Raw genomic sequence first — 18,422 nt, 5'->3', positions numbered from 1 at the left:
CTATTGGCCCGCGAGTTTCTTGGCCCGTTCCTTGGCGTCGCGTTTGGCGTGGCGTTGCGCGACCAGCACGGCGGCGCGCGACGGGTTCCAGGTGAGTCCGCCAGCGGCCTTCGCATCGGCGGAGATCAGCACGCCCGCAGGCGCGACGCGGGCATCGCGGATCGCCGCCCCGACCAGATGGCCGTTGAACACGAACCCTTCGAACGGTTGTTCCTTGAGCCACGCATCCGCCTTGGTCAGGCCGGACTGATAATCCCTGGCGAAATCGTAACGCAGCGACGTCGTCAGCTGATCGTGCAGGCTGGTATCGTTGATCGCGGCGACAAGCGCGTTGAACACCGCGCTGTCGGTGCGACCGACGAGGGTCAGGTCGCGCACCGACAAGATGCGGCCTGGAATGTCGAGCACCGGCGTTGCCACGAACCACACCGTGCCGCTGGGCGCGACGAGACCACCGACCGCATCGAGCAGCAGGTCGAGTCCGACTGCCAGTTTTCCGCCCGTCGATCCATAAACGGTCACATGGCGCACGGTCACATCGACGCTATGACCGTTTGTGAGTTTGAGGGTGCGCTTGCCGGGTTTGATCAGCGCGTCGCCCGCCGCGCCTTCGAGGATGCCATAGGGGACGAAAGCGGGCACGTGCATGTTGATGCCCTGTTCCGCCATCGGCCCTTCGAGGCGCGGCAGCGGGGTGACCGGGGGGTCGGCGGGCTTGTTGCCGAAGATCGTCTCGGTCTTCATACGCGCGGACAGGCCGACAACGAGCTGATTGCCGATAACGCGATAGCCCGAAAAGCCGATCGCCTGAGGCGTGAAGCGCGCCCATATCAGCGGTTCCGATTTGACTCGTTCGGCGCGGAAGCCCTTGGCCCAGATGCCCGCCGCCTTGTCGCGCACACCGGCCTTTGCGAGTTTTGCGGGCAGCTGGCGTTCGAGCTGGGCCAGAATCTGATGGAGTTTGGGATCGACCTTCGATTCGAAGGTGATGCGCTGCCCGAGAAAGTCCACGCCGATGGGGTTGGTCCAGCGATAATTCGCATCGACCTTGGCCGTCGGGGTCCAATCGGGGTGCAGGCCGAGGCGCAGGCGCGTGGTGACGACGACCGCGCCGGTCGCGGTTTCATGCTTGATCAGCTTGCCGATGTTTTCGGCGCGCACGGTCGCGGACACCGGGATGGTCAGGGTGATGACGTCACCCGCGCCCGTGAGGCCGATGGGTCCGCGCGTGACCTGTCCGCGCAGGCGGCAGGTGAGATCGGGCAACAGTTTCGACTTGGTCTTGATGCACACGCGGGGCGGTTCGTCGATCACCTGCAGCACGCGCGGCACGGCCCCTTCGATCTCGCGGCGCAGATCGGCCAGCGGCACGGCGATGGGCATGCGAATCGTCGAAGGCTGATCGGCGACCGTCACCGGCGCGGTCAGGCGCGGCGGCGCGGGCTGGACGATCTCCACCGCCTTTTTGCACCCGGCGATCAGGACGAGCCCGGCCAGCGTCATCGCGCGATACATCACGCGACAGGCGCGAAGGTGCCGACGCTTTCGTCGAGGACGTGGAGGCAGCCGTCGGCGATGGCGAACAGCGCGCCCTTGAGCTTGAGCGTGCCCGCGGCCTCCGCTTCCCGCACGAACGGAAAGGTGCGGAGATTGGCCAGACTGGTCTTCACCGCCTCCAGTTCAAGCGCGCGGATGGCGTCGGGTCCGGTGCCGTGCTGCGCGATCACCCGGTCGCGCGCCTCATCCAGCATGTCGATCCAGTGCGCGATGAACCCGCCCTCCCCGGCCTTTGCCCCATCGAAGGTCTTGTTGAGCGCCGCCGCGACGCCGCCGCAGGCGCCGTGGCCCATGACCACGATTTCCGCGACCTTCAGCTGAGTCACCGCGAATTCCAACGCCGCCGACACACCGTGCCGCCCGCCGCCGACTTCATAAGGCGGCACGAGGTTGGCGATGTTGCGAACGACGAACACCTCTCCCGGAACGGTGCCGAAGATCGTCGCCGGATCGACCCGGCTGTCCGAACAGGCGATGATCATGGTCTGCGGCGACTGGCCTTGCGCCAGTTCGCCCCAGCGCGCGCGTTCGTTGACCCAGCCTTCGCTGCGCCAACGGCGATATCCTTCCACGAGCTTGTCCATCGTCACTCGCTAGGTTTGCGTGTCGAGGGTGGCAAGCGCGACGTCACATCGCTATCTGGCCGCTATGGCCACCATCCTTCCCTCCGAGACCCCCGTTCGTCAGCGCAAGCCCGACTGGATTCGCGTCAAGGCGCCGATGGGCGTGGCGTTCGCCGAGACCAAGGCGCTGATGCGCCGGCTGAACCTCGCCACGGTGTGCGAGGAGGCGGCTTGCCCCAATATCGGCGAATGTTGGACCAAGAAGCACGCGACGGTGATGATCCTGGGCGACACGTGCACGCGCGCCTGTGCGTTCTGCAACGTCAAGACCGGCATGCCGCGCGCGGTCGACCCGCTGGAGCCGCAGCACACCGCCGATGCCGCCGCCGAACTGGGCTTGGAACACATCGTCATCACCTCGGTCGACCGTGACGATTTGAAGGACGGTGGTGCGAGCCAGTTCGTCAAGGTGATCGAAGCCCTGCGCCGCACGACGCCGCAGACGACGATCGAAATCCTGACCCCTGATTTCCGCAACAAGCATGAAGCCGCGGTCGAGGCGATCGTCGCCGCGCGGCCCGATGTATACAACCACAACCTCGAGACCGTGCCGCGGCTGTACCCTACGATCCGCCCCGGCGCGCGTTATTATGCGTCGCTGCGGTTGCTGGAACAGGTCAAGCGGCTCGACCCGTCGATCTTCACCAAATCGGGGATGATGATGGGCCTGGGCGAAGACCGGCTCGAAGTGCATCAGGTGATGGACGACATGCGTTCGGCGGGCGTCGATTTCCTGACCTTGGGCCAATACCTCCAGCCCACGCCGCGTCACGCCAAGGTCATGGATTTCGTCACCCCGGCGACGTTCAACGCTTATGCGTCGATCGCGCGGGCCAAGGGGTTTTTGCTGGTCGCGAGTTCGCCGCTGACGCGGTCGAGCTATCACGCGGGTGACGATTTCGCGAAGCTGCGTGCGGCGCGAGAGGCGCAGCTGGCGCGCGCCTGATGCCCCGGCACCACGAACATCGCATCCTGCCGTACACGCCGGAGCAGATGTTCGACATGGTTGCCGACGTTTCGCGTTATGCCGAATTCCTGCCGTGGGTTTCGGCGGTGCGGGTGCGGTCGGATACGCCGACGTTGGCGGTCGCGGACCTCATTGTCGGTTTCAAGGGATTGAGCGAGCGCTTCACCAGCCGGGTGAAAAAGGACCGCCCGGGCGCGATCGATGTCGAATATGTCGAAGGGCCGTTGAGCCGCCTCAGCAATTGCTGGCGCTTCAAGCCGCATCCCGAAGGTTGCGAGGTCGATTTCTCGGTCGATTTCGCGTTCAAGAACCGCGTGTTCGAAGCCATTGCCGGGCAGATGTTCGACCTGGCGCTGCGCCGCATGATCGGCGCGTTCGAAGCGCGCGCGGCGGTGCTTTACGGCAGCAGCAGTTCGAGCGCCTTGAGCGCCGCCTGAAGCCGCACACCGCCGCGACCGAGGTCGCCGAACTGAAGCTTGTCGGCATGCATGTCGTCGGGGTCCTGCCCTTTTAGCGCACAGGCAAAGACCACGGTGCCCACCGGCTTCTTCTCGCTGCCGCCCCCCGGACCCGCGATGCCGGTGATCGCGACCGCGACGTCGGCGCCGCTCCTCTTCAAGGCCGCTTGCGCCATCGCCCAGCCCGTCGCGATCGACACCGCGCCGAAGGTTTCGACGATATCACTGCCCACGCCGATGCTGGTCTTGGCATCGTCGGCATAAGTCACGAAGCCCGCGAGGAAGACGTCGGATGAGCCGGGCAATTCGGTCAGCGCCGCCGAAACCAGCCCGCCGGTGCAGCTTTCGGCGACGGCAACGGTGCGCCCGGCGGCGCGATTGGCATCGATCGCCCGACGCGCCGCCTCAACCAGTTCGGTGGGCAGGAGCGTGAGGATCGGCGTGTCGTTCATTGCACGGGCGGGCAGATGATCGGCGGGCGCGGCTTGCCGTCGGGGGTTTTGGCGGGCTTTCCCTTGTTGAGCCGAACAAAAGTCGTGATCAGCGCGACCATGTTTTGCGGCGGCAAGGGATCGAGGTTCGCGGCGATGGCATCGGCGATCGCACAATCTTCGGCCTTGAACTTTTGCTTGGTCAGGCCTTCGTTGAGCATCGGCAACAGCATGCCCCGCACCGTCGTCTCATCCATCGCCGCGAACATCTTTAGATCGGGTTGGCCTTTGAGGGCGGTCTGCACGTCGGGCCATGCCGTTGCCGCACCGGGGCGGTAGCGCGCCGCAAGTGAGGCTCCGTTGCGGGCGAGATAACTGTTGGCCGGAAGCAGCGCGGCGCACTTGCCCGCGCCCGCCTGGATCAAATCGGGCGCGACGAAGCGGACCGCCGCCGAAAACTGAGCTTCGGTAAGGCACGCCGCGCTCGCGCTCCCTGCCTGAAACACGGTCACCGCCGCCATCAGTGCCGCGCCAAATCTGCCCTGTTTCACTGCCAATGCCACAACTCCACCGTCGCTGCGGCCTGCGCCGCGATGCCCTCACCCCGCCCGGTAAAACCGAGTCGTTCGGTCGTCGTCGCCTTCACGCTGACGCGACCGATGTCGAGTCCCAAAAGCGCCGCGATCGATGCGCGCATGGCGTCGCGGTGCGGACCGATCTTGGGCGCTTCGCAGACCAATGTGACATCGACGTGAACGATACGACCGCCCTGTGCCGCGATCAGGGCGCGGGCGTGTTCGACGAATTGTCCTGAGCGCGCGCCGCGCCATTGCGGATCGCTGGGCGGGAAGTGGCTGCCGATATCGCCGGCGGCGATGGTCCCGAGCAATGCATCGGTCAGCGCGTGGAGCGCGACGTCGGCGTCGGAGTGCCCGCTGAGGCCGTGGGTGTGCGCGATCTCGACGCCACCGAGGCACAGGCTTTCACCCGGTTCGAGGCGGTGGACGTCGAATCCGCTGGCGGTGCGCGGCTGCCAGCGGCCGAGCGTGGTTTCGGCACGTGCGAAGTCGGCCGGGTGAGTCAGTTTGTCCAAGGCAGCGTCGCCGGGGACCAGCGTGATCTCGATGCCTTGGGCGCGGGCAACCTGAGCGTCGTCGGTGGGTGCATCGCCGGTCCATACATCGTGTGCGGCAATGATGGCGTCGAGGCGGAAGGCCTGCGGGGTCTGGATGCGATGGAGGGTCGCGCGATCGATGGTATCGCCAAGGGTGGTCGTGCCGCGGGCCAGTGTATCGACGACCGGCAGCACGGGGACGGCGCCATCGGCGGTGTGGAGCGCGGTCAGCAGGCGGTCGATGACCGCGCGCGGTAGCAAGGGTCTGGCGGCGTCATGGATTAGGACATGCGACACTCCCGATGCCGCCGCTGCTGCCAGTCCCGCGCGAACCGAATCGCGGCGTTCGGCACCGCCGGTGGTCACGCTGGCGACCGCGCGGCTGCCCAAGGCTGCGGCAAGTTCGGCTTCCTGCCCCTCGCCGATGACGATATGGACCGGGATGCCGGCGAATGCATCGACGGCGCGGGCGATGACGGGGATGCCACCAAGCAGGCGAAACTGCTTTGGCACATCGCCGCCGGCGCGTTCGCCCTTTCCGGCAGCGACGATCAGGGCGGCGACTTGCATCGTCATCGCCTAGCCCGCCGCTCACCAATCTGTCGACAAATCAAGCTGCCCAAATTATAGGCAAATCCATGCCCCGCATTCAGCCCATCCAGATCGGCCCGGTCCGCATTGCCGCGCCGGTGATCCTCGCGCCGATGACCGGCGTGACCGACATGCCGTTTCGCACACTCGTCCGACGCTTCGGTTCGGGTCTCAACGTGACCGAGATGATCGCAAGCCCGGCGATGATCCGGCAAACGCGGCAGTCGCTGCAAAAGGCCGCCTGGGCGCCTTTGGAAGAGCCAGTGTCGATGCAGTTGGCGGGCTGTGACCCGCGCGAAATGGCCGAAGCCGCCAAGCTCAATGCCGATCGCGGGGCGGCGATTATCGACATCAACATGGGATGTCCGGTCAAGAAGGTCGTCAATGGCGATGCGGGATCGGCACTGATGCGCGACTTGCCGCTGGCCGCGAGCCTGATCAAGGCGACGGTCAAAGCGGTCGACGTGCCGGTGACGGTCAAGATGCGAATGGGCTGGGATCATTCGCGGCTCAACGCGCCCGAACTGGCGCACATCGCCGAGGATCTGGGCGCGCAGATGATCACCGTGCACGGGCGCACGCGGTGCCAGATGTATCGCGACAGCACCGACTGGGCGTTCGTCCGCAAGGTCAAGGACGCAGTGTCGCTGCCGGTGATCGTCAATGGCGACATCTTGACGCCCGAGGATTCGGTGACCGCGCTCGATCAATCGGGCGCGGACGGGGTGATGATCGGGCGCGGCGCCTATGGCAAACCGTGGCTGCTGGCGCAGACCATCGCGCATCTGACCGGCGCGACGCCCCTGCCCGCGCCGTCGATCGAGGCGCAATATCATCTGATCGCCGAACATTATCGCGCGATGCTCGATCATTATGGCGACCAGGTCGGCGTCAACATGGCGCGCAAACATATCGGCTGGTACACCAAGGGACTGACGGGATCGGCCGAGTTCCGCAATGCGGTGAATCAGGTTTCCGATGCGCGCACGGTGCTCGACATGCTCGCGCGTTTTTATGAGCCCTGGCTGAGCCGCGCGGCGGCGTGAGCCTCGCGCCCGCGGCCGCGCTGATCGAGGCGAGTCCTGTCGGCATGCTGCTGACCGACGATGAGGGCTACATCAGTTTCGCCAATCCGGCGGCGCAGGTCATCGTCAACCTGAGCGCACGGGCGCTGCTCGATGCGCCGGCGGCAAAATTGCTCGGGCTGCCCGCGTCGTTCAGCCGCGCCGTCGCATCGGGAGAGGCGCTGTCGCTCTACGATATGTCGGTCGCCGGGACGTCTGTCGATGTGCATCTGACGCCGCTGGGCGATGCCGGCGGCGGGCGGCTGGTGTCGCTCTATGCATCGGGCAGCGCGCGACCGATTGCCGAAGGCTATGACACCGGGCGGTCGGTGGTCGGCGTCGCAGCGATGCTGGCGCACGAGATCAAGAATCCGCTCGCAGGCATCCGTGGGGCAGCGCAATTGCTGGAGGGCGGCAGCGGCGATCAGGCGCGCTTCACGCAGTTGATCCAGACCGAGGTCGATCGAATCACGCGCCTGATCGATCGGATGGAAAGTTTCACCGACGATCGCCCGCTCGATCGCGCGGCGCACAACGTCCACGCGATCGTCGATCATGCGCTGGGTCTTGCCGAAGCGGCTCGCGCGCGGGGCGTCGCGGTGGAGCGGCTGTTCGATCCATCGTTACCGCCCGTCTTGGTCGAGCCCGACAGCATGGCGCAGGCTTTGCTCAACCTGATCATCAACGCGGTCGAAGCCTCTCCCGAAGGCGGCACGGTCACCGTCGAGACGCGCTATCGCCACGGCGTCAGCATGTTGGGCGCGGACGGGCGCCGCCGCAATCTGGGCGTCGAAGTGCGTGTGATCGACGAAGGCGACGGACCGCCGCGCGAGTTGGTCGATCATTTGTTCCAGCCGTTCGTATCGTCCAAGGCCACCGGGCGCGGGATCGGCCTCGCGCTTGTCGACAAGCTGACTATCGACAATGGTGGCCGCATCCAGTTCGCCCGCGAAGGCACGCCGCCGCGTACCGTGTTCCGCCTGCTGCTGGAGGTGGCGCCATGACCAAGAAGATTCTCGTCATCGACGACGATGCGGCGATCCGCATGGTTATCGTCGAAACGTTGAAACGCGACCGGTACGATGTGCGCGAAGCCGCGACGATTGCCGAGGCGCGCGAGATGTTGGGGCGGTCGATGCCCGATCTGCTGGTGACCGACGTGGTGTTGCCCGACGGCAATGGGCTCGATCTGTTGCCGGTGGTGCTGGCCAAGCGGCCCGAACTGCCGGTGATCGTCGTCTCGGCGCAGAACACGTTGACGACCGCGATCCGGGCGACGGAGCGCGGTGCGTTCGAATATCTGCCCAAACCATTCGACCTCGACGAACTGCGGCGCGCGGTACGCGAGGGGCTGGCGCGCGATGCCGGTGGGGTCGAGGCCGCTGCCGACGACGAGTTGCCGCTGATCGGGCGGTCGCCGGCGATGCAGGACGTTTACCGCGTCGTCGCGCGAATCGCGCCGACCGACCTGACCGTGCTGATCCTGGGCGAATCGGGCACTGGCAAGGAATTGGTGGCGCGCGCATTGCACGATTTCGGCGCGCGGCGTGGCAAGGCGTTCGTCGCGATCAACATGGCGGCGGTGCCGCGCGATGCGATCGAGGCCGAATTGTTCGGACAGGAGCGCGCGGGCTTTGCGGGCGGCACACGGTTCCCCGGGCGATTCGAGCAGGCCGCAGGTGGGACGCTGTTCCTCGACGAAATCGGTGACATGCCGCTGGAGGCGCAGACGCGGCTGCTGCGCGTGCTGGAGACGGGCGAATATAGCAGCGCGGGTGGGCGGCTGCGCAAAGTCGATGTCCGCGTGATTGCCGCGACGCATCAGGATCTGCCGCGGGCGATTGCGGAGGGGCGGTTTCGCGAAGACCTTTATTACCGGCTCAACGTGGTGCCGCTGGCGCTACCGCCGCTCCGCGCGCGCGAGGGCGATGTGACGTTGCTCGCGCAGCATTTCCTCGACCGCGCAAGCGATGGCGGGAGTCCGCGAAAGACGCTGGAAGACGCGGCGGGCAAACGGTTGGGCGAGCATGACTGGCCGGGCAACGTCCGCGAGCTGGAAAATTTGATGCGCCGGCTGGCTGCGGTGACGCGCGACCGGACGATCACCGCCGACGATATCGAGGCGCAACTGGCGATTCGATCGACCGAGGGGGAGATTGCGGCTCCGTCTCTGGAAGGTCGCGTCGAAGCGTGGTTGCGTGACCATTTCCGGCGTTCGGGGGACATGCTGCCCCCGCCGGGGCTGTACGAGCGGTTGCTGGCGGAGGTTGATGCGGCCGTGCTGCGAACGACACTGGCAGCGGTTCGAGGCAATCAGTTGCGCGCGGCGGCGATCCTCGGGATCAACCGCAACACGCTTCGCAAACGCCTCACGGAACTGGGGATCGCGCCCAAGGGCTGATCAGGCGGCGGCCGCTCTTTTCGCCTTCTTGTCCGCCCAGATCCCCTTGTACGAGAAATAGGCGAAGCCGGTGCCGACCAGCAGGAAGATCACCGCCGCCCAACCGGTGCGGTGGCGCTGTTCAAGCTTCGGCTCGGCCGCCCACATCAGGAACGCCGCGACGTCTTTCGCCATCTGATCGACCGTCGGCTTGGGATTGCCCGGCGCGTAGGTCACCTGACCATCGGCGGCCAGGGGTGGCGCCATGGCGAGGTTCAGATTGGGGAAATACGGATTGTAGTGCAGCCCCTCAGGCGTTTTCGCATCGGGAAAATGCTTGAGCAATTCGGCCGGTTGCTCCTGATAGCCGGTCAGCAACTCATAGATGTAATGCGGGCCGCCCTCACGCGCCTTGGCGAGCAGCGACTGGTCCGGCGGGACGGCATTGTTGTTCGCGGCGCGCGCGGCAATGTCGTTGGGGAATGGCGACGGGAAATAGTCCGACGGCAGGCCCTTGCGCGTCGAGGGTTCACCCGTGTCGGGGTTAAGCGACGGCACGTCCTTCGACTTGGCGATTGCCTTCACCTGGGCCGGCGAGAAACCGATAGCTTCGAGATCGCGGAACGCGACGAGCTTCATCGAGTGGCAGGCGGAGCAGACTTCCGAATAGACCTGATAGCCGCGCTGAAGCTGCTGGCGGTCATACTTGCCGAGCGGTCCGTCGAACGAGAAGCTGACATGCTTTTCGACGCGATGTTCCTCGACCCAATGCGCGGCGGTTTCCGGCGTTGGCTCGCTCACCGCGCTGATGATCGTGCCGACCAGCGAAAAGATGAGCGCCGCGACAAACCCCAGGCCGACGAGAGCGCCGATCGGACGTACCATGGTCTTCTACCCTCTTATTCGGCCGGAGCCGCGACGGGAGTCGCAACACCGTAAGGCGCGCTCTCCTGAGCCTCGCCATGCAAAACGCTTTCACTGATCGAATTGGGCAGCGGCAGCGGCCGTTCGATCATCGACACCAATGGCAGGATCAGCAGGAAGTGCGCGAAATAATACATCGTGCAGATCTGCGAGACGATCACGATCGTGTTCGACGGATGCGCGCCTCCGCAATAGCCAAGGACGATCACGTCGACGACCAACAGCCAGAAGAACTTCTTGTACAGCGGACGATAGTTTGCCGAACGCACCGGCGAGCGATCGAGCCACGGCAGGAAGAAGTGCAGCAGGATCGACCCGAACATCGCGAGCACACCCCACAGCTTTGCCGGGATCCACAGGAAGTTCGCGGTGAACGATTTGAGGATCGCGTAGAATGGCAGGAAATACCATTCGGGGACGATGTGCGCGGGGGTCGAGAGCGGGTTCGCCGGAATGTAATTGTCCGGGTGGCCGAGATAATTGGGGATGAAGAACATGATCGCCGCAAACACGATCAGGAACACACCCAGCCCGAAGCCATCCTTGGCGGTGTAATAAGGGTGGAACGGCACGGTGTCGGCCGGCCCCTTGACCTCCACACCCGTCGGGTTGTTCGACCCCGGAATGTGCAGCGCCCAGATGTGCAGGATGATCACGCCGAAAATCACGAACGGCAGGAGATAATGGAGCGAGAAGAACCGGTTGAGCGCGGCAGCGTCGGGTGCATAGCCGCCCAGCAACCACACGCGGATGCCTTCGCCGACGACCGGGATCGCCGAGAAGAAGCCGGTAATGACCTGCGCGCCCCAGAAGCTCATCTGGCCCCAAGGCAGCACATAACCCATGAACGCGGTCGCCATCGTCAGCAGGAAGATGACCACGCCGAGCAGCCAGACGACTTCACGCGGCGGCTTGTACGACCCGTAATACAGGCCGCGGAAGATGTGGGTGTACAGCACGATGAAGAACATCGAGGCACCCGTGGCATGCGCGTAACGCAGGAACCAGCCGGCATTGACGTCGCGCATGATCGATTCGACCGAGTTGAACGCGCCCCCGGCATCGGCGTGATAATGCATCGCCAGCACGATGCCGGTGATGATCTGGATGACCAGAGCGACGCCCGACAGGACGCCGAAGTTCCAGAAATAATTCAGGTTGCGCGGCACCGGATAACCCGCGCCGACCGCATTGTAGATGAGCCGCGGCAGTGGCAGCTTTTCATCCAGATAGCGCGTCAGCGGATGCTTTGGCGCGTAATTTTCGGCCCAGGGAAAGCTCATGCCTTCGCTCCGACTTCGATGGTGGTGACGGTGCGGAAGACGTAATCCGGCACCTGGAGATTCTTCGGCGCGGGGCCTTTGCGGATGCGCGCGGCGGTGTCGTAGACCGACCCGTGGCACGGGCAGAAATAACCGCCGAACTCACCCTTGTTCTCGCCCTCGCCGGCACCCAGCGGCACGCAGCCGAGGTGGGTGCACACGCCCATGGTGATCAGCCACTGAGTCTTGCCGGGCTTGGTCCGTTCGGCGAGCGTCTGAGGATCGCGCAGCGTCGAAATCGGCACGGCATTGGCCTGGGCGATCTCGGCCGGGGTCAACTGGCGCACGAACAGCGGCGATTTGCGATACACCGCCTTGATCGCCTGTCCCGGCAGAATCTTGGACAGATCGATTTCGGTCGTCGCGTCAGCGAGCACGTCGGCCGATGGCGCCATCTGCATGATCAGCGGTGCAACGACCGCGACGGCACCGACGCCCGCGAACGCGACGGCGCCGATATTGATAAAGTCACGGCGGCGGACGGTCGGCTCAGCGCCCAACGTCTCGCCTTCGATCATCGGCGCTTCGGCCATAGAACGCATAGTCCCTAGAATACGAAATCGCCCCGGAGGACGGGGCTGCTGGCCTGATAGCGTTTGCCGCCGTTCATGCAAACGTCATTTTGAGCCCGCTTGCAGCAAATGTCCGGTCGGGCCAAAGCGCCGCGGTGCGCATCGCCCTGTACCAGCCCGAAATCGCCGGAAACGTGGGCGCGGTGCTACGGATCGCCGCGTGTTTTGGAGTGCCGGTCGACGTGATCGAGCCAACCGGCTTCGTATTTTCTGACGCCAAGCTGAAACGCGCGGGGATGGATTATATCGAGCGGGTCGATCTTACACGGCACATTAGCTGGGACGCATTTGTCCGGACGAACCCGCGGCTGGTGCTGTTGACGACACACGGGGACGAGACTTTGTACGGACATTCGTTCGAGGAGAGTGACACTTTGCTGTTCGGTCAAGAAAGTGCGGGGGTGCCAGCAGCGATCGCAGCACAGTGCGCCGGGCGCGTGCGAATTCCGATCGCCGAGAGCGCGCGCTCGCTGAACCTGTCGGTCGCGTGCGGCATCGCGGTGGCAGAGGCGCTGCGCCAGACCGGTGGCCTGCCATGCTGACCCTCGACAGCGAACAACAGGCAGCGCGCGACTGGTTCGAGAGCTTGCGCGACCGGGTCTGCGCGGAGTTCGAGGTCATCGAAGGCGAAGCGGGCAGCGATTCGCGCTTCGCCTACACGCCGTGGAACCGCGACGACGACGCCAGCGGCGCGTCGGGCGGCGGGGTGATGGGCACGATGAAGGGCCGCGTGTTCGAAAAGGTCGGGGTCAATGTCTCGACCGTCGGCGGCGCCTTCGAAGGCGAATTCGCCAAGTCGATCCACGGTGCGGGCGACGATCCGCGATTCTTTGCGACCGGCATCAGCCTTGTCGCGCATATGGCCAACCCACACGCGCCGGCGATCCACATGAATTGCCGCTTTCTGCGGACGACCAAGCAATGGTTCGGCGGCGGTGCCGACCTCAATCCACCCATCCCCTATGCCGAGGATACGGCGGACTTCCACGCGCGCATGAAGGCGGCGTGCGATGCGCATGACCTGGACTATCATGCGCGTTTCAAGGCGTGGGCCGACGAGTATTTCTACATCCCGCACCGCCAGATCCATCGCGGTGTCGGCGGGATTTTCTTCGACCATCTGGAAGGCGGCTTCGACACCGACCTGGCCTTTGTGCGCGATGTCGGGGAGGCGTTTCTGGACACCTTCCCGGCTTTGATCCGGCGGCGGATGGGCCAGTCGTTCACCGAGGCCGACCGCGCGCGTCAGCTCGAATGGCGCGGGCGCTATGCCGAGTTCAACCTGGTCTATGATCGCGGAACGTTGTTCGGTCTCAAGACCGGCGGCAATATCGATGCGATCCTGATGAGCCTGCCGCCGCTGGCGACCTGGAGTTAATAGGTTGCGCGCTGATAGTAGCGCGCGACAAACACCGTGATCACCGTTTGAAACGCGGTCGCGACCAGCGCGGCGATCAACGCGGGCACCAGTTGCGCGACGATTGCCGATTCGATGGCGCGTCCGACGATCAGGAATACGGCGCCGAACGCCGTGGTGATGGCCCAGTCGACCAGCTGAGTGACCAATCCCGCCAGCAGCACCAGTCCGAATAGCGACCAGAATCGGCCATGCGTGAGCGCCCAGCTCTGCTTGAGCGCGTCGATCGGGCGACCGCCGATGGTGATGGCCGGTTTCCACAGGATCAGCCGGATGAAGACGAAGCAACAAACGGCGAAAAATGCGAGCAGATAGACGCTGGCCCAAGACGGCAGCGCTTCAGCGAGTTTCATCATCTGCACTTGGTCGGCCATCACCGCCGGCATGTTTTCAGCGGTATAGCCAGCCTGCATGATCGCAAAGATCAACGGCAGCGACAGCAGCATCAACAGCGCGCCGATCATCACGTAGACTAGGATTGCCGGGGGCAACGTCCGCGCGCCCTTGCCCAACGCTTCGCGCACCGACCGCTGCGGTTTAAGCACCAGGTCGATCAGCGCGAACTGCCCGATGATGCCCCAGGCCGAGGCCAGGATGATCGGCAAACCACGCACGGTCGGCGCCAGCATCAGGCTCGCGGAAATCGCAATGACCGAGGCAAGATAGATCGTCCCTAGCGCCACGGGCACGACCAGCGCGCGTTCCGCCCGGAGGAACGCCAGCGTATCGTCCCAAACCTCGTTGACGCTGACCTTCATCGCGATCTCCCTTGCCTGCCGTCTAGCCGTGCGTCCGTGCGGGTGGCAAGGAACCGGCATGGACAACGGCGAGATCGAATGGCGGGTCAGCGACGCGACCGTTCCTTATCCCGAAGCGTTGGCGTGGATGGAGGCGCGCGCCACCGCGATCGCGGCAGGCAAGGCGCAGGAGTGTATCTGCCTGCTCGAACATCCGCCGGTTTACACTGCCGGCACTAGTGCCGTCGAAGACGAGTTGCGTGACCCGCAATTTCCCGTGGTCCGTGCCGGGCGTGGCGGGCGATACACCTATCACGGGCCGGGACAGCGCGTCGGTTATGTCATGCTCAACCTCGGCCAGCGCGGGCGCGATGTGCGTTGTTATGTCCACGCACTCGAAGGCTGGGTCATCGCGGCGCTCGCCGAATGCGGCATTCGCGCTTACCGGGCGGAGGGCCGGATCGGGATATGGACCGACACGCCATCCGGCGAAGCAAAGATCGGCGCGATTGGGGTGCGCGTGCGTCGGTGGGTCACGCTGCACGGTTTTTCGGTCAACCTGGACCCCGATCTGTCGCACTTTGGCGGCATCGTGCCGTGCGGCATTTCCGATTATGGCGTTACCAGCGCAGCGGCCTTGGGAGTCTCGATCTCACCCGCGCAATTCGATGCGGCCCTGGCTGGAACGCTGCCGAAAATGTTGGCTGCAATCGCGGTGCAACAATCCGCTTGAGCGCGGCGAAAAGAAAAGCTAAAGCCCACCTCGATTTGGGTATTAAGGCCAGAAGCCACCCCGGGTCCTTTTTTTCAGGGAGCATAAGATGCGCAAGATTGTCACTCTTTCGATGGTTGCTGCGGCAGCGCTGGCGGTTTCGGCCTGCAGCAAGACCGAGAACACGAACACGACCGAAGTCAACGTCACGGACGTCAATGCGACCGACGCGATGGCCGGCACGACCAACGACGCGATGACCACCAACGACACGTCGATGGGCACCATGGACAACTCGACCACGACCAACACGGTTGCGGAAAACGGTGCGATGTCCTCGACCACGACGAACACCACGAACGCGATGTAATTTCGCGTTCGGCGGTTTCGCTGAATATCGAAGGGCCGTCCGGGCGACCGGGCGGCCCTTTTATTTTGCGCCGGACCGTGGCGCGGGCGAGTCAGTCCGTTGTGGCGCAGGTGTCCGCGCATGTTATGGCGCGCCAAGTCTTTGAGGATGTTGCTGTGATCCGTTTGCTTATTACCGGCCTGGCCCTTGCAACAGCCCTGCCCGCTTCGGCGCAGATATTCTGGAAGTCGCCCGATTATTCGGGTGCGCCGATTACGCTCGAGGAACCGGGGATCGGCGTTGCGCTGCCCGGGGCCACGCCCGCCGAACAGCGCGCCAATCTAGTGTGGCAATTGCGCGCCGGACTCAACGTCGCGGCGCTGCAATGCCAGCGTTTTCCAACCCTGATGTCGCGCGACGTGTATGGCGGCGTGCTGATCAACCACAAGGAAGAGCTGGCGAAGAGCTACGCCACGCTCGCCAATTATTTCAAACGCACCGAAAAAACGGTGAAGGCGGGGCAGCAGGCGCTCGATCGCTACGGCACCAAGACCTATATCGGCACATCGACGGTGCAGGGCATCCTCGGTTTCTGCCAGACGTCGGCGCATGTCGGACGTTCGGCGCTCTATGCGCCGCGCGGCAGCCTTTATATCGTGGCGCTGGAGCGGCTGCGCGAGTTTCGCAACAGCTTGCTTCCGGGGCGCGAGCAGCAATTCAATGTCGGCCATAACCCGCCGACGATGACGTTTCCCAACCTCGCCAAGGCGTGCTGGAACCGCAAGACCGATGCCTATGACGTGCGGTGTGGGCTGAACCCGATCTAACGCAGACCCAAAGCCTTGTGCGCCTGAAGCGTCAGGCGCCATTTGGGGCGGGCCATCGCCAGTGCGATTGCGGCGGTTTTCGCCGCTTCGCCATCCGCGCAGTCCATAGGCTGTACGAGGAAATGCCGAAAATCCAGGCGTTCGAGGATGTCGAGATCGATGTCCGCTTGTGGCCAGACCAGCTTGAGTTCGTCACCGGATTTCTGGGCCAGCACGTTGACGCCCTTGGGACTGATGCACAGCCAATCGATGCCCGGCGGTGCCTCGAGTGTGCCGTTGCTTTCGACGCCGATCTCGAAGCCACGCGCATGCAGCGCATCGATCAGGGGGGTGTCGAGCTGAAGCATGGGCTCGCCGCCGGTGATCACGGTGTAGCGCGCCTCTCGCCCGGCGCCCCAGCTGGCCTCGACGGCTTCGGCCAAGGCTTCGGCATCGGCAAACTTGCCGCCGCCATCGCCGTCGGTGCCGACGAAATCGGTGTCGCAGAAATTGCAGGCGGCGGTGGCGCGGTCCTGCTCGCGACCGCTCCACAAATTGCAGCCGGCAAAGCGCACGAACACCGCGCGGCGCCCGGCCTGAACCCCCTCGCCCTGAAGCGTCAGGAACAATTCCTTGACGGCGTAGGTCATGCGAGTGCGGGGTCGGTCAGGCCCGCTTCGGCATAGCCCTTGGCGCGCAGTCGGCACGAATCGCAAATGCCGCAAATCCGTCCATTTTGCGGATCGTAGCACGACCAGGTTTGCCCGGCGTCGAGCCCCAGCCGCGCCGCCTCCAAGGCGATAGCCGCCTTCGACATGTCGATCAGCGGGGTGAGAATCTTGAAACCGCCTTCCCTTGTGGCGACACCGGCCATCCCTTCGAACGCGGCAATGAATTCGGGGCGGCAATCGGGATAGCCCGAATAATCGAGCGCGTTGACTCCGATGGCGAGGCGCGTGGCACCGACGGCTTCGGCCCACCCCAGCGCAAGGCTGAGGAAGATCGTGTTACGCGCGGGCACATAGGTGACCGGGATACCCGGCATGACGCCGTTTCCCGGCACCGCGATCGAATCGTCGGTCAGCGCCGATCCGCCGAAGCGGGTCAGATCGAGCGGCATGACGACATGGCGTTCGGCATCGAGCATCTTCGCGACCCGCGCCGCAGCTTCGAGTTCGATGCGGTGACGCTGATTGTAATCGATGGTCAGCGCGAAGATGCGATAACCGGCTTCGCGCGCCATGCCGCCCGCGACCATCGAATCGAGGCCGCCTGAGACGAGCACGACGGCGGCTTCGCCCGGCTTGGCCTTGTCCATTTGCATGACAGCGCAGCTATGAGCGGCCCCGCACAAAAACAATGGGCCGCCCCGAAGGACGGCCCAGTTTTGGCCTGTCGGCCATCTAGGGAGGAAGCGCACGAGAGCTCGTTCGCTGGAAACCCTTCTACGCGCGGTAGGGTTAACGTCCGGTTACTGGTGCAAGATCGCCGGGCGAAAATTCGAAGACGTGGCTGCAAAAGGCGCAGTCGACGCTGACCAACCCGCGTTCGTCGGCCATCTCGACCTTTTCGCTTTCGGGAAAGCGCGACAGCACGTCACGAACATAATCGCGGTCGCAGCGGCAGCCGCGCGCGAGTTCTACCCCCGGCAGCGTGCGAACTTCATCCTCCTCGTTGAACAGGCGCCATACGATCGTATCGAGTTCGAGATCGCGGGCGAGCAATTCGCTGTCGCGGATCGAGCCGCCCATGATCGCGACATGCTCCCATTCGGGATGGTCGAGGCGCGTGTGCAGGCGTTCGCGACCCTCCTCGCCCTCGGGCAGATGCTGGATGAGGATACCGCCCGCGACCAAGCCGGTGCCGTCATCGGCGGTGGCAATACGGATCAGGCTGGGGATTTGTTCGGACTGCGCGAAATAGCTTTCGGCGGCGCGGCCCAGCGAATCGCCTTCGAGCGGAACGATGCCCTGATAGCGTTCGCCGGACGTGGCTTGATCGAAGGTGATCGCCAGATAGCCCTTGCCGAACAGGGCTTCGAGACCCGGGCTGTCGCCCAGTTCATCAAGGCGTTCGGCATCGAACTTCACATAACCGCGCAGCTTGCCGTCCTGAAAGTCGCAGACCAACAGGCTGACGACGCCGTCTTCGGTTTGCGCCTGCAGCGTCATCTGCCCGGCCGAGTCCTTGAGCGTGCTGCCGAGCAGAGCGGTCAGCGCCAGAGCCTCGGTGAGCAGTCGTTCGATCGTCGGCGGGTAAGCATGCGCGGCGGCAATCGCGTCGATCGTCGCGGCGAGGCGCACGACACGACCGCGCGCGTGGCGCGACGGGATGATGAAGCCGAGACTGCGGTCTACGGCCGATCCAAGGTTCAAAGCTGTCATGGTCGCAACCAGAT

At 64.6% G+C, this 18,422-nt stretch carries 22 protein-coding genes; 10 read left to right on the top strand and 12 right to left on the bottom strand.

The window, feature by feature from the left end; genetic code table 11:
* Both ACM9ME_RS06220 and ACM9ME_RS06215 read right to left on the bottom strand, forming a co-directional pair.
* A complete protein-coding gene (locus ACM9ME_RS06220) occupies positions 1–1,515 on the bottom strand; it encodes a DUF4403 family protein (protein WP_415642704.1) in 1,515 nt (504 codons plus the stop codon).
* Positions 1,515–2,141: a carbonic anhydrase gene (locus tag ACM9ME_RS06215; RefSeq protein ID WP_415642570.1), complete on the bottom strand. Its 627-nt coding sequence runs from the start codon at positions 2,139–2,141 to the stop codon at positions 1,515–1,517. The genes ACM9ME_RS06220 and ACM9ME_RS06215 overlap by 1 nt, the downstream gene beginning before the upstream one ends.
* A 64-nt stretch (positions 2,142–2,205) precedes the next feature.
* Between ACM9ME_RS06215 and lipA the strand changes: the two genes are divergently transcribed.
* Together lipA and ACM9ME_RS06205 are read left to right on the top strand one after the other, a co-directional pair.
* The gene (gene lipA / locus ACM9ME_RS06210) at positions 2,206–3,126 is read left to right on the top strand and encodes a lipoyl synthase (RefSeq protein WP_415642569.1); all 921 of its coding nucleotides are present in this window, start codon (positions 2,206–2,208) and stop codon (positions 3,124–3,126) included.
* A complete protein-coding gene (locus tag ACM9ME_RS06205) occupies positions 3,126–3,584 on the top strand; it encodes a type II toxin-antitoxin system RatA family toxin (protein ID WP_415642568.1) in 459 nt (152 codons plus the stop codon). The genes lipA and ACM9ME_RS06205 overlap by 1 nt, the downstream gene beginning before the upstream one ends.
* On the opposite strand, the gene ACM9ME_RS06200 is transcribed toward ACM9ME_RS06205, so the two are convergent.
* Genes ACM9ME_RS06200 through ACM9ME_RS06190 form a run of 3 tightly spaced genes read right to left on the bottom strand, consistent with a single transcriptional unit; the run spans position 3,545 to position 5,720 of the window.
* Positions 3,545–4,057, bottom strand: a complete 513-nt coding sequence (locus ACM9ME_RS06200; protein WP_415642567.1) for a CinA family protein — start codon at positions 4,055–4,057, stop codon at positions 3,545–3,547. The genes ACM9ME_RS06205 and ACM9ME_RS06200 overlap by 40 nt on opposite strands.
* A complete protein-coding gene (locus tag ACM9ME_RS06195) occupies positions 4,054–4,587 on the bottom strand; it encodes a hypothetical protein (RefSeq protein ID WP_415642566.1) in 534 nt (177 codons plus the stop codon). The genes ACM9ME_RS06200 and ACM9ME_RS06195 overlap by 4 nt, the downstream gene beginning before the upstream one ends.
* Positions 4,584–5,720, bottom strand: a complete 1,137-nt coding sequence (locus ACM9ME_RS06190; protein ID WP_415642565.1) for a bifunctional 2-C-methyl-D-erythritol 4-phosphate cytidylyltransferase/2-C-methyl-D-erythritol 2,4-cyclodiphosphate synthase — start codon at positions 5,718–5,720, stop codon at positions 4,584–4,586. Before ACM9ME_RS06190 ends, ACM9ME_RS06195 begins: the two co-directional genes overlap by 4 nt.
* A gap of 68 nt (positions 5,721–5,788) precedes the next feature.
* On the opposite strand from ACM9ME_RS06190, the gene dusB reads away from it, so the two are divergent.
* Genes dusB through ACM9ME_RS06175 form a run of 3 tightly spaced genes read left to right on the top strand, consistent with a single transcriptional unit; the run spans position 5,789 to position 9,206 of the window.
* Positions 5,789–6,787, top strand: coding sequence for a tRNA dihydrouridine synthase DusB (gene dusB / locus ACM9ME_RS06185; RefSeq protein WP_415642564.1), 999 nt, complete (start codon positions 5,789–5,791; stop codon positions 6,785–6,787).
* Positions 6,784–7,809, top strand: a complete 1,026-nt coding sequence (locus tag ACM9ME_RS06180; RefSeq protein WP_415642563.1) for a two-component system sensor histidine kinase NtrB — start codon at positions 6,784–6,786, stop codon at positions 7,807–7,809. The genes dusB and ACM9ME_RS06180 overlap by 4 nt, the downstream gene beginning before the upstream one ends.
* A complete protein-coding gene (locus ACM9ME_RS06175) occupies positions 7,806–9,206 on the top strand; it encodes a sigma 54-interacting transcriptional regulator (RefSeq protein ID WP_415642562.1) in 1,401 nt (466 codons plus the stop codon). Before ACM9ME_RS06180 ends, ACM9ME_RS06175 begins: the two co-directional genes overlap by 4 nt.
* Here the strand turns inward: ACM9ME_RS06175 and ACM9ME_RS06170 are convergent, their stop codons facing one another.
* The 3 genes from ACM9ME_RS06170 to petA are packed head-to-tail and all read right to left on the bottom strand — an operon-like array spanning position 9,207 to position 11,964.
* Positions 9,207–10,070, bottom strand: coding sequence for a cytochrome c1 (locus ACM9ME_RS06170; RefSeq protein WP_415642561.1), 864 nt, complete (start codon positions 10,068–10,070; stop codon positions 9,207–9,209).
* A 14-nt stretch (positions 10,071–10,084) separates the two neighbouring features.
* On the bottom strand, positions 10,085–11,392 hold the full coding sequence (locus ACM9ME_RS06165) for a cytochrome b (protein ID WP_415642560.1): 1,308 nt from the start codon (positions 11,390–11,392) through the stop codon (positions 10,085–10,087).
* Positions 11,389–11,964, bottom strand: a complete 576-nt coding sequence (petA, locus tag ACM9ME_RS06160) for a ubiquinol-cytochrome c reductase iron-sulfur subunit (protein ID WP_415642559.1) — start codon at positions 11,962–11,964, stop codon at positions 11,389–11,391. Before petA ends, ACM9ME_RS06165 begins: the two co-directional genes overlap by 4 nt.
* A gap of 134 nt (positions 11,965–12,098) precedes the next feature.
* Between petA and ACM9ME_RS06155 the strand changes: the two genes are divergently transcribed.
* Positions 12,099–12,545, top strand: a complete 447-nt coding sequence (locus ACM9ME_RS06155; RefSeq protein ID WP_415642558.1) for a tRNA (cytidine(34)-2'-O)-methyltransferase — start codon at positions 12,099–12,101, stop codon at positions 12,543–12,545.
* Entirely contained in the window at positions 12,539–13,381 is an 843-nt protein-coding gene (gene hemF / locus ACM9ME_RS06150; protein WP_415642557.1) for an oxygen-dependent coproporphyrinogen oxidase, read from the top strand. Before ACM9ME_RS06155 ends, hemF begins: the two co-directional genes overlap by 7 nt.
* Here hemF and ACM9ME_RS06145 read toward each other — a convergent pair.
* Positions 13,378–14,178, bottom strand: a complete 801-nt coding sequence (locus tag ACM9ME_RS06145) for a hypothetical protein (RefSeq protein ID WP_415642556.1) — start codon at positions 14,176–14,178, stop codon at positions 13,378–13,380. The two genes, hemF and ACM9ME_RS06145, sit on opposite strands and share 4 nt — an antisense overlap.
* Positions 14,179–14,236: 58 nt before the next feature.
* Here ACM9ME_RS06145 and lipB point away from each other — a divergent pair, with 58 nt between their 5' ends.
* The 3 genes from lipB to ACM9ME_RS06130 all read left to right on the top strand — a co-directional run bounded on the left by lipB (position 14,237) and on the right by ACM9ME_RS06130 (position 16,045).
* Entirely contained in the window at positions 14,237–14,890 is a 654-nt protein-coding gene (gene lipB / locus ACM9ME_RS06140) for a lipoyl(octanoyl) transferase LipB (RefSeq protein ID WP_415642555.1), read from the top strand.
* Between the two features lie 88 nt (positions 14,891–14,978).
* On the top strand, positions 14,979–15,239 hold the full coding sequence (locus ACM9ME_RS06135) for a hypothetical protein (RefSeq protein ID WP_415642554.1): 261 nt from the start codon (positions 14,979–14,981) through the stop codon (positions 15,237–15,239).
* A 155-nt stretch (positions 15,240–15,394) separates the two neighbouring features.
* Positions 15,395–16,045 (top strand): hypothetical protein, encoded by a 651-nt coding sequence (locus tag ACM9ME_RS06130; RefSeq protein WP_415642553.1) that lies wholly within the window; start codon positions 15,395–15,397, stop codon positions 16,043–16,045.
* On the opposite strand, the gene queE is transcribed toward ACM9ME_RS06130, so the two are convergent.
* The 3 genes from queE to hslO form a co-directional block, all read right to left on the bottom strand.
* A complete protein-coding gene (gene queE / locus ACM9ME_RS06125) occupies positions 16,042–16,674 on the bottom strand; it encodes a 7-carboxy-7-deazaguanine synthase (protein WP_415642552.1) in 633 nt (210 codons plus the stop codon). The genes ACM9ME_RS06130 and queE overlap by 4 nt on opposite strands.
* The gene (gene queC, locus ACM9ME_RS06120) at positions 16,671–17,348 is read right to left on the bottom strand and encodes a 7-cyano-7-deazaguanine synthase QueC (RefSeq protein ID WP_415642551.1); all 678 of its coding nucleotides are present in this window, start codon (positions 17,346–17,348) and stop codon (positions 16,671–16,673) included. The genes queE and queC overlap by 4 nt, the downstream gene beginning before the upstream one ends.
* Before the next feature lie 136 nt (positions 17,349–17,484).
* A complete protein-coding gene (gene hslO, locus ACM9ME_RS06115) occupies positions 17,485–18,408 on the bottom strand; it encodes an Hsp33 family molecular chaperone HslO (protein ID WP_415642550.1) in 924 nt (307 codons plus the stop codon).
* Positions 18,409–18,422 lie beyond the last annotated feature (14 nt).

Origin of the sequence: Sphingomonas antarctica, from assembly GCF_965137005.1 — a bacterium.
GTDB classification, from domain to species: Bacteria; Pseudomonadota; Alphaproteobacteria; order Sphingomonadales; family Sphingomonadaceae; genus Sphingomonas_O; species Sphingomonas_O antarctica.
Note: the sequence above shows the minus strand (reverse complement) of the source record. Positions and strands in the feature narration are given on the sequence as shown.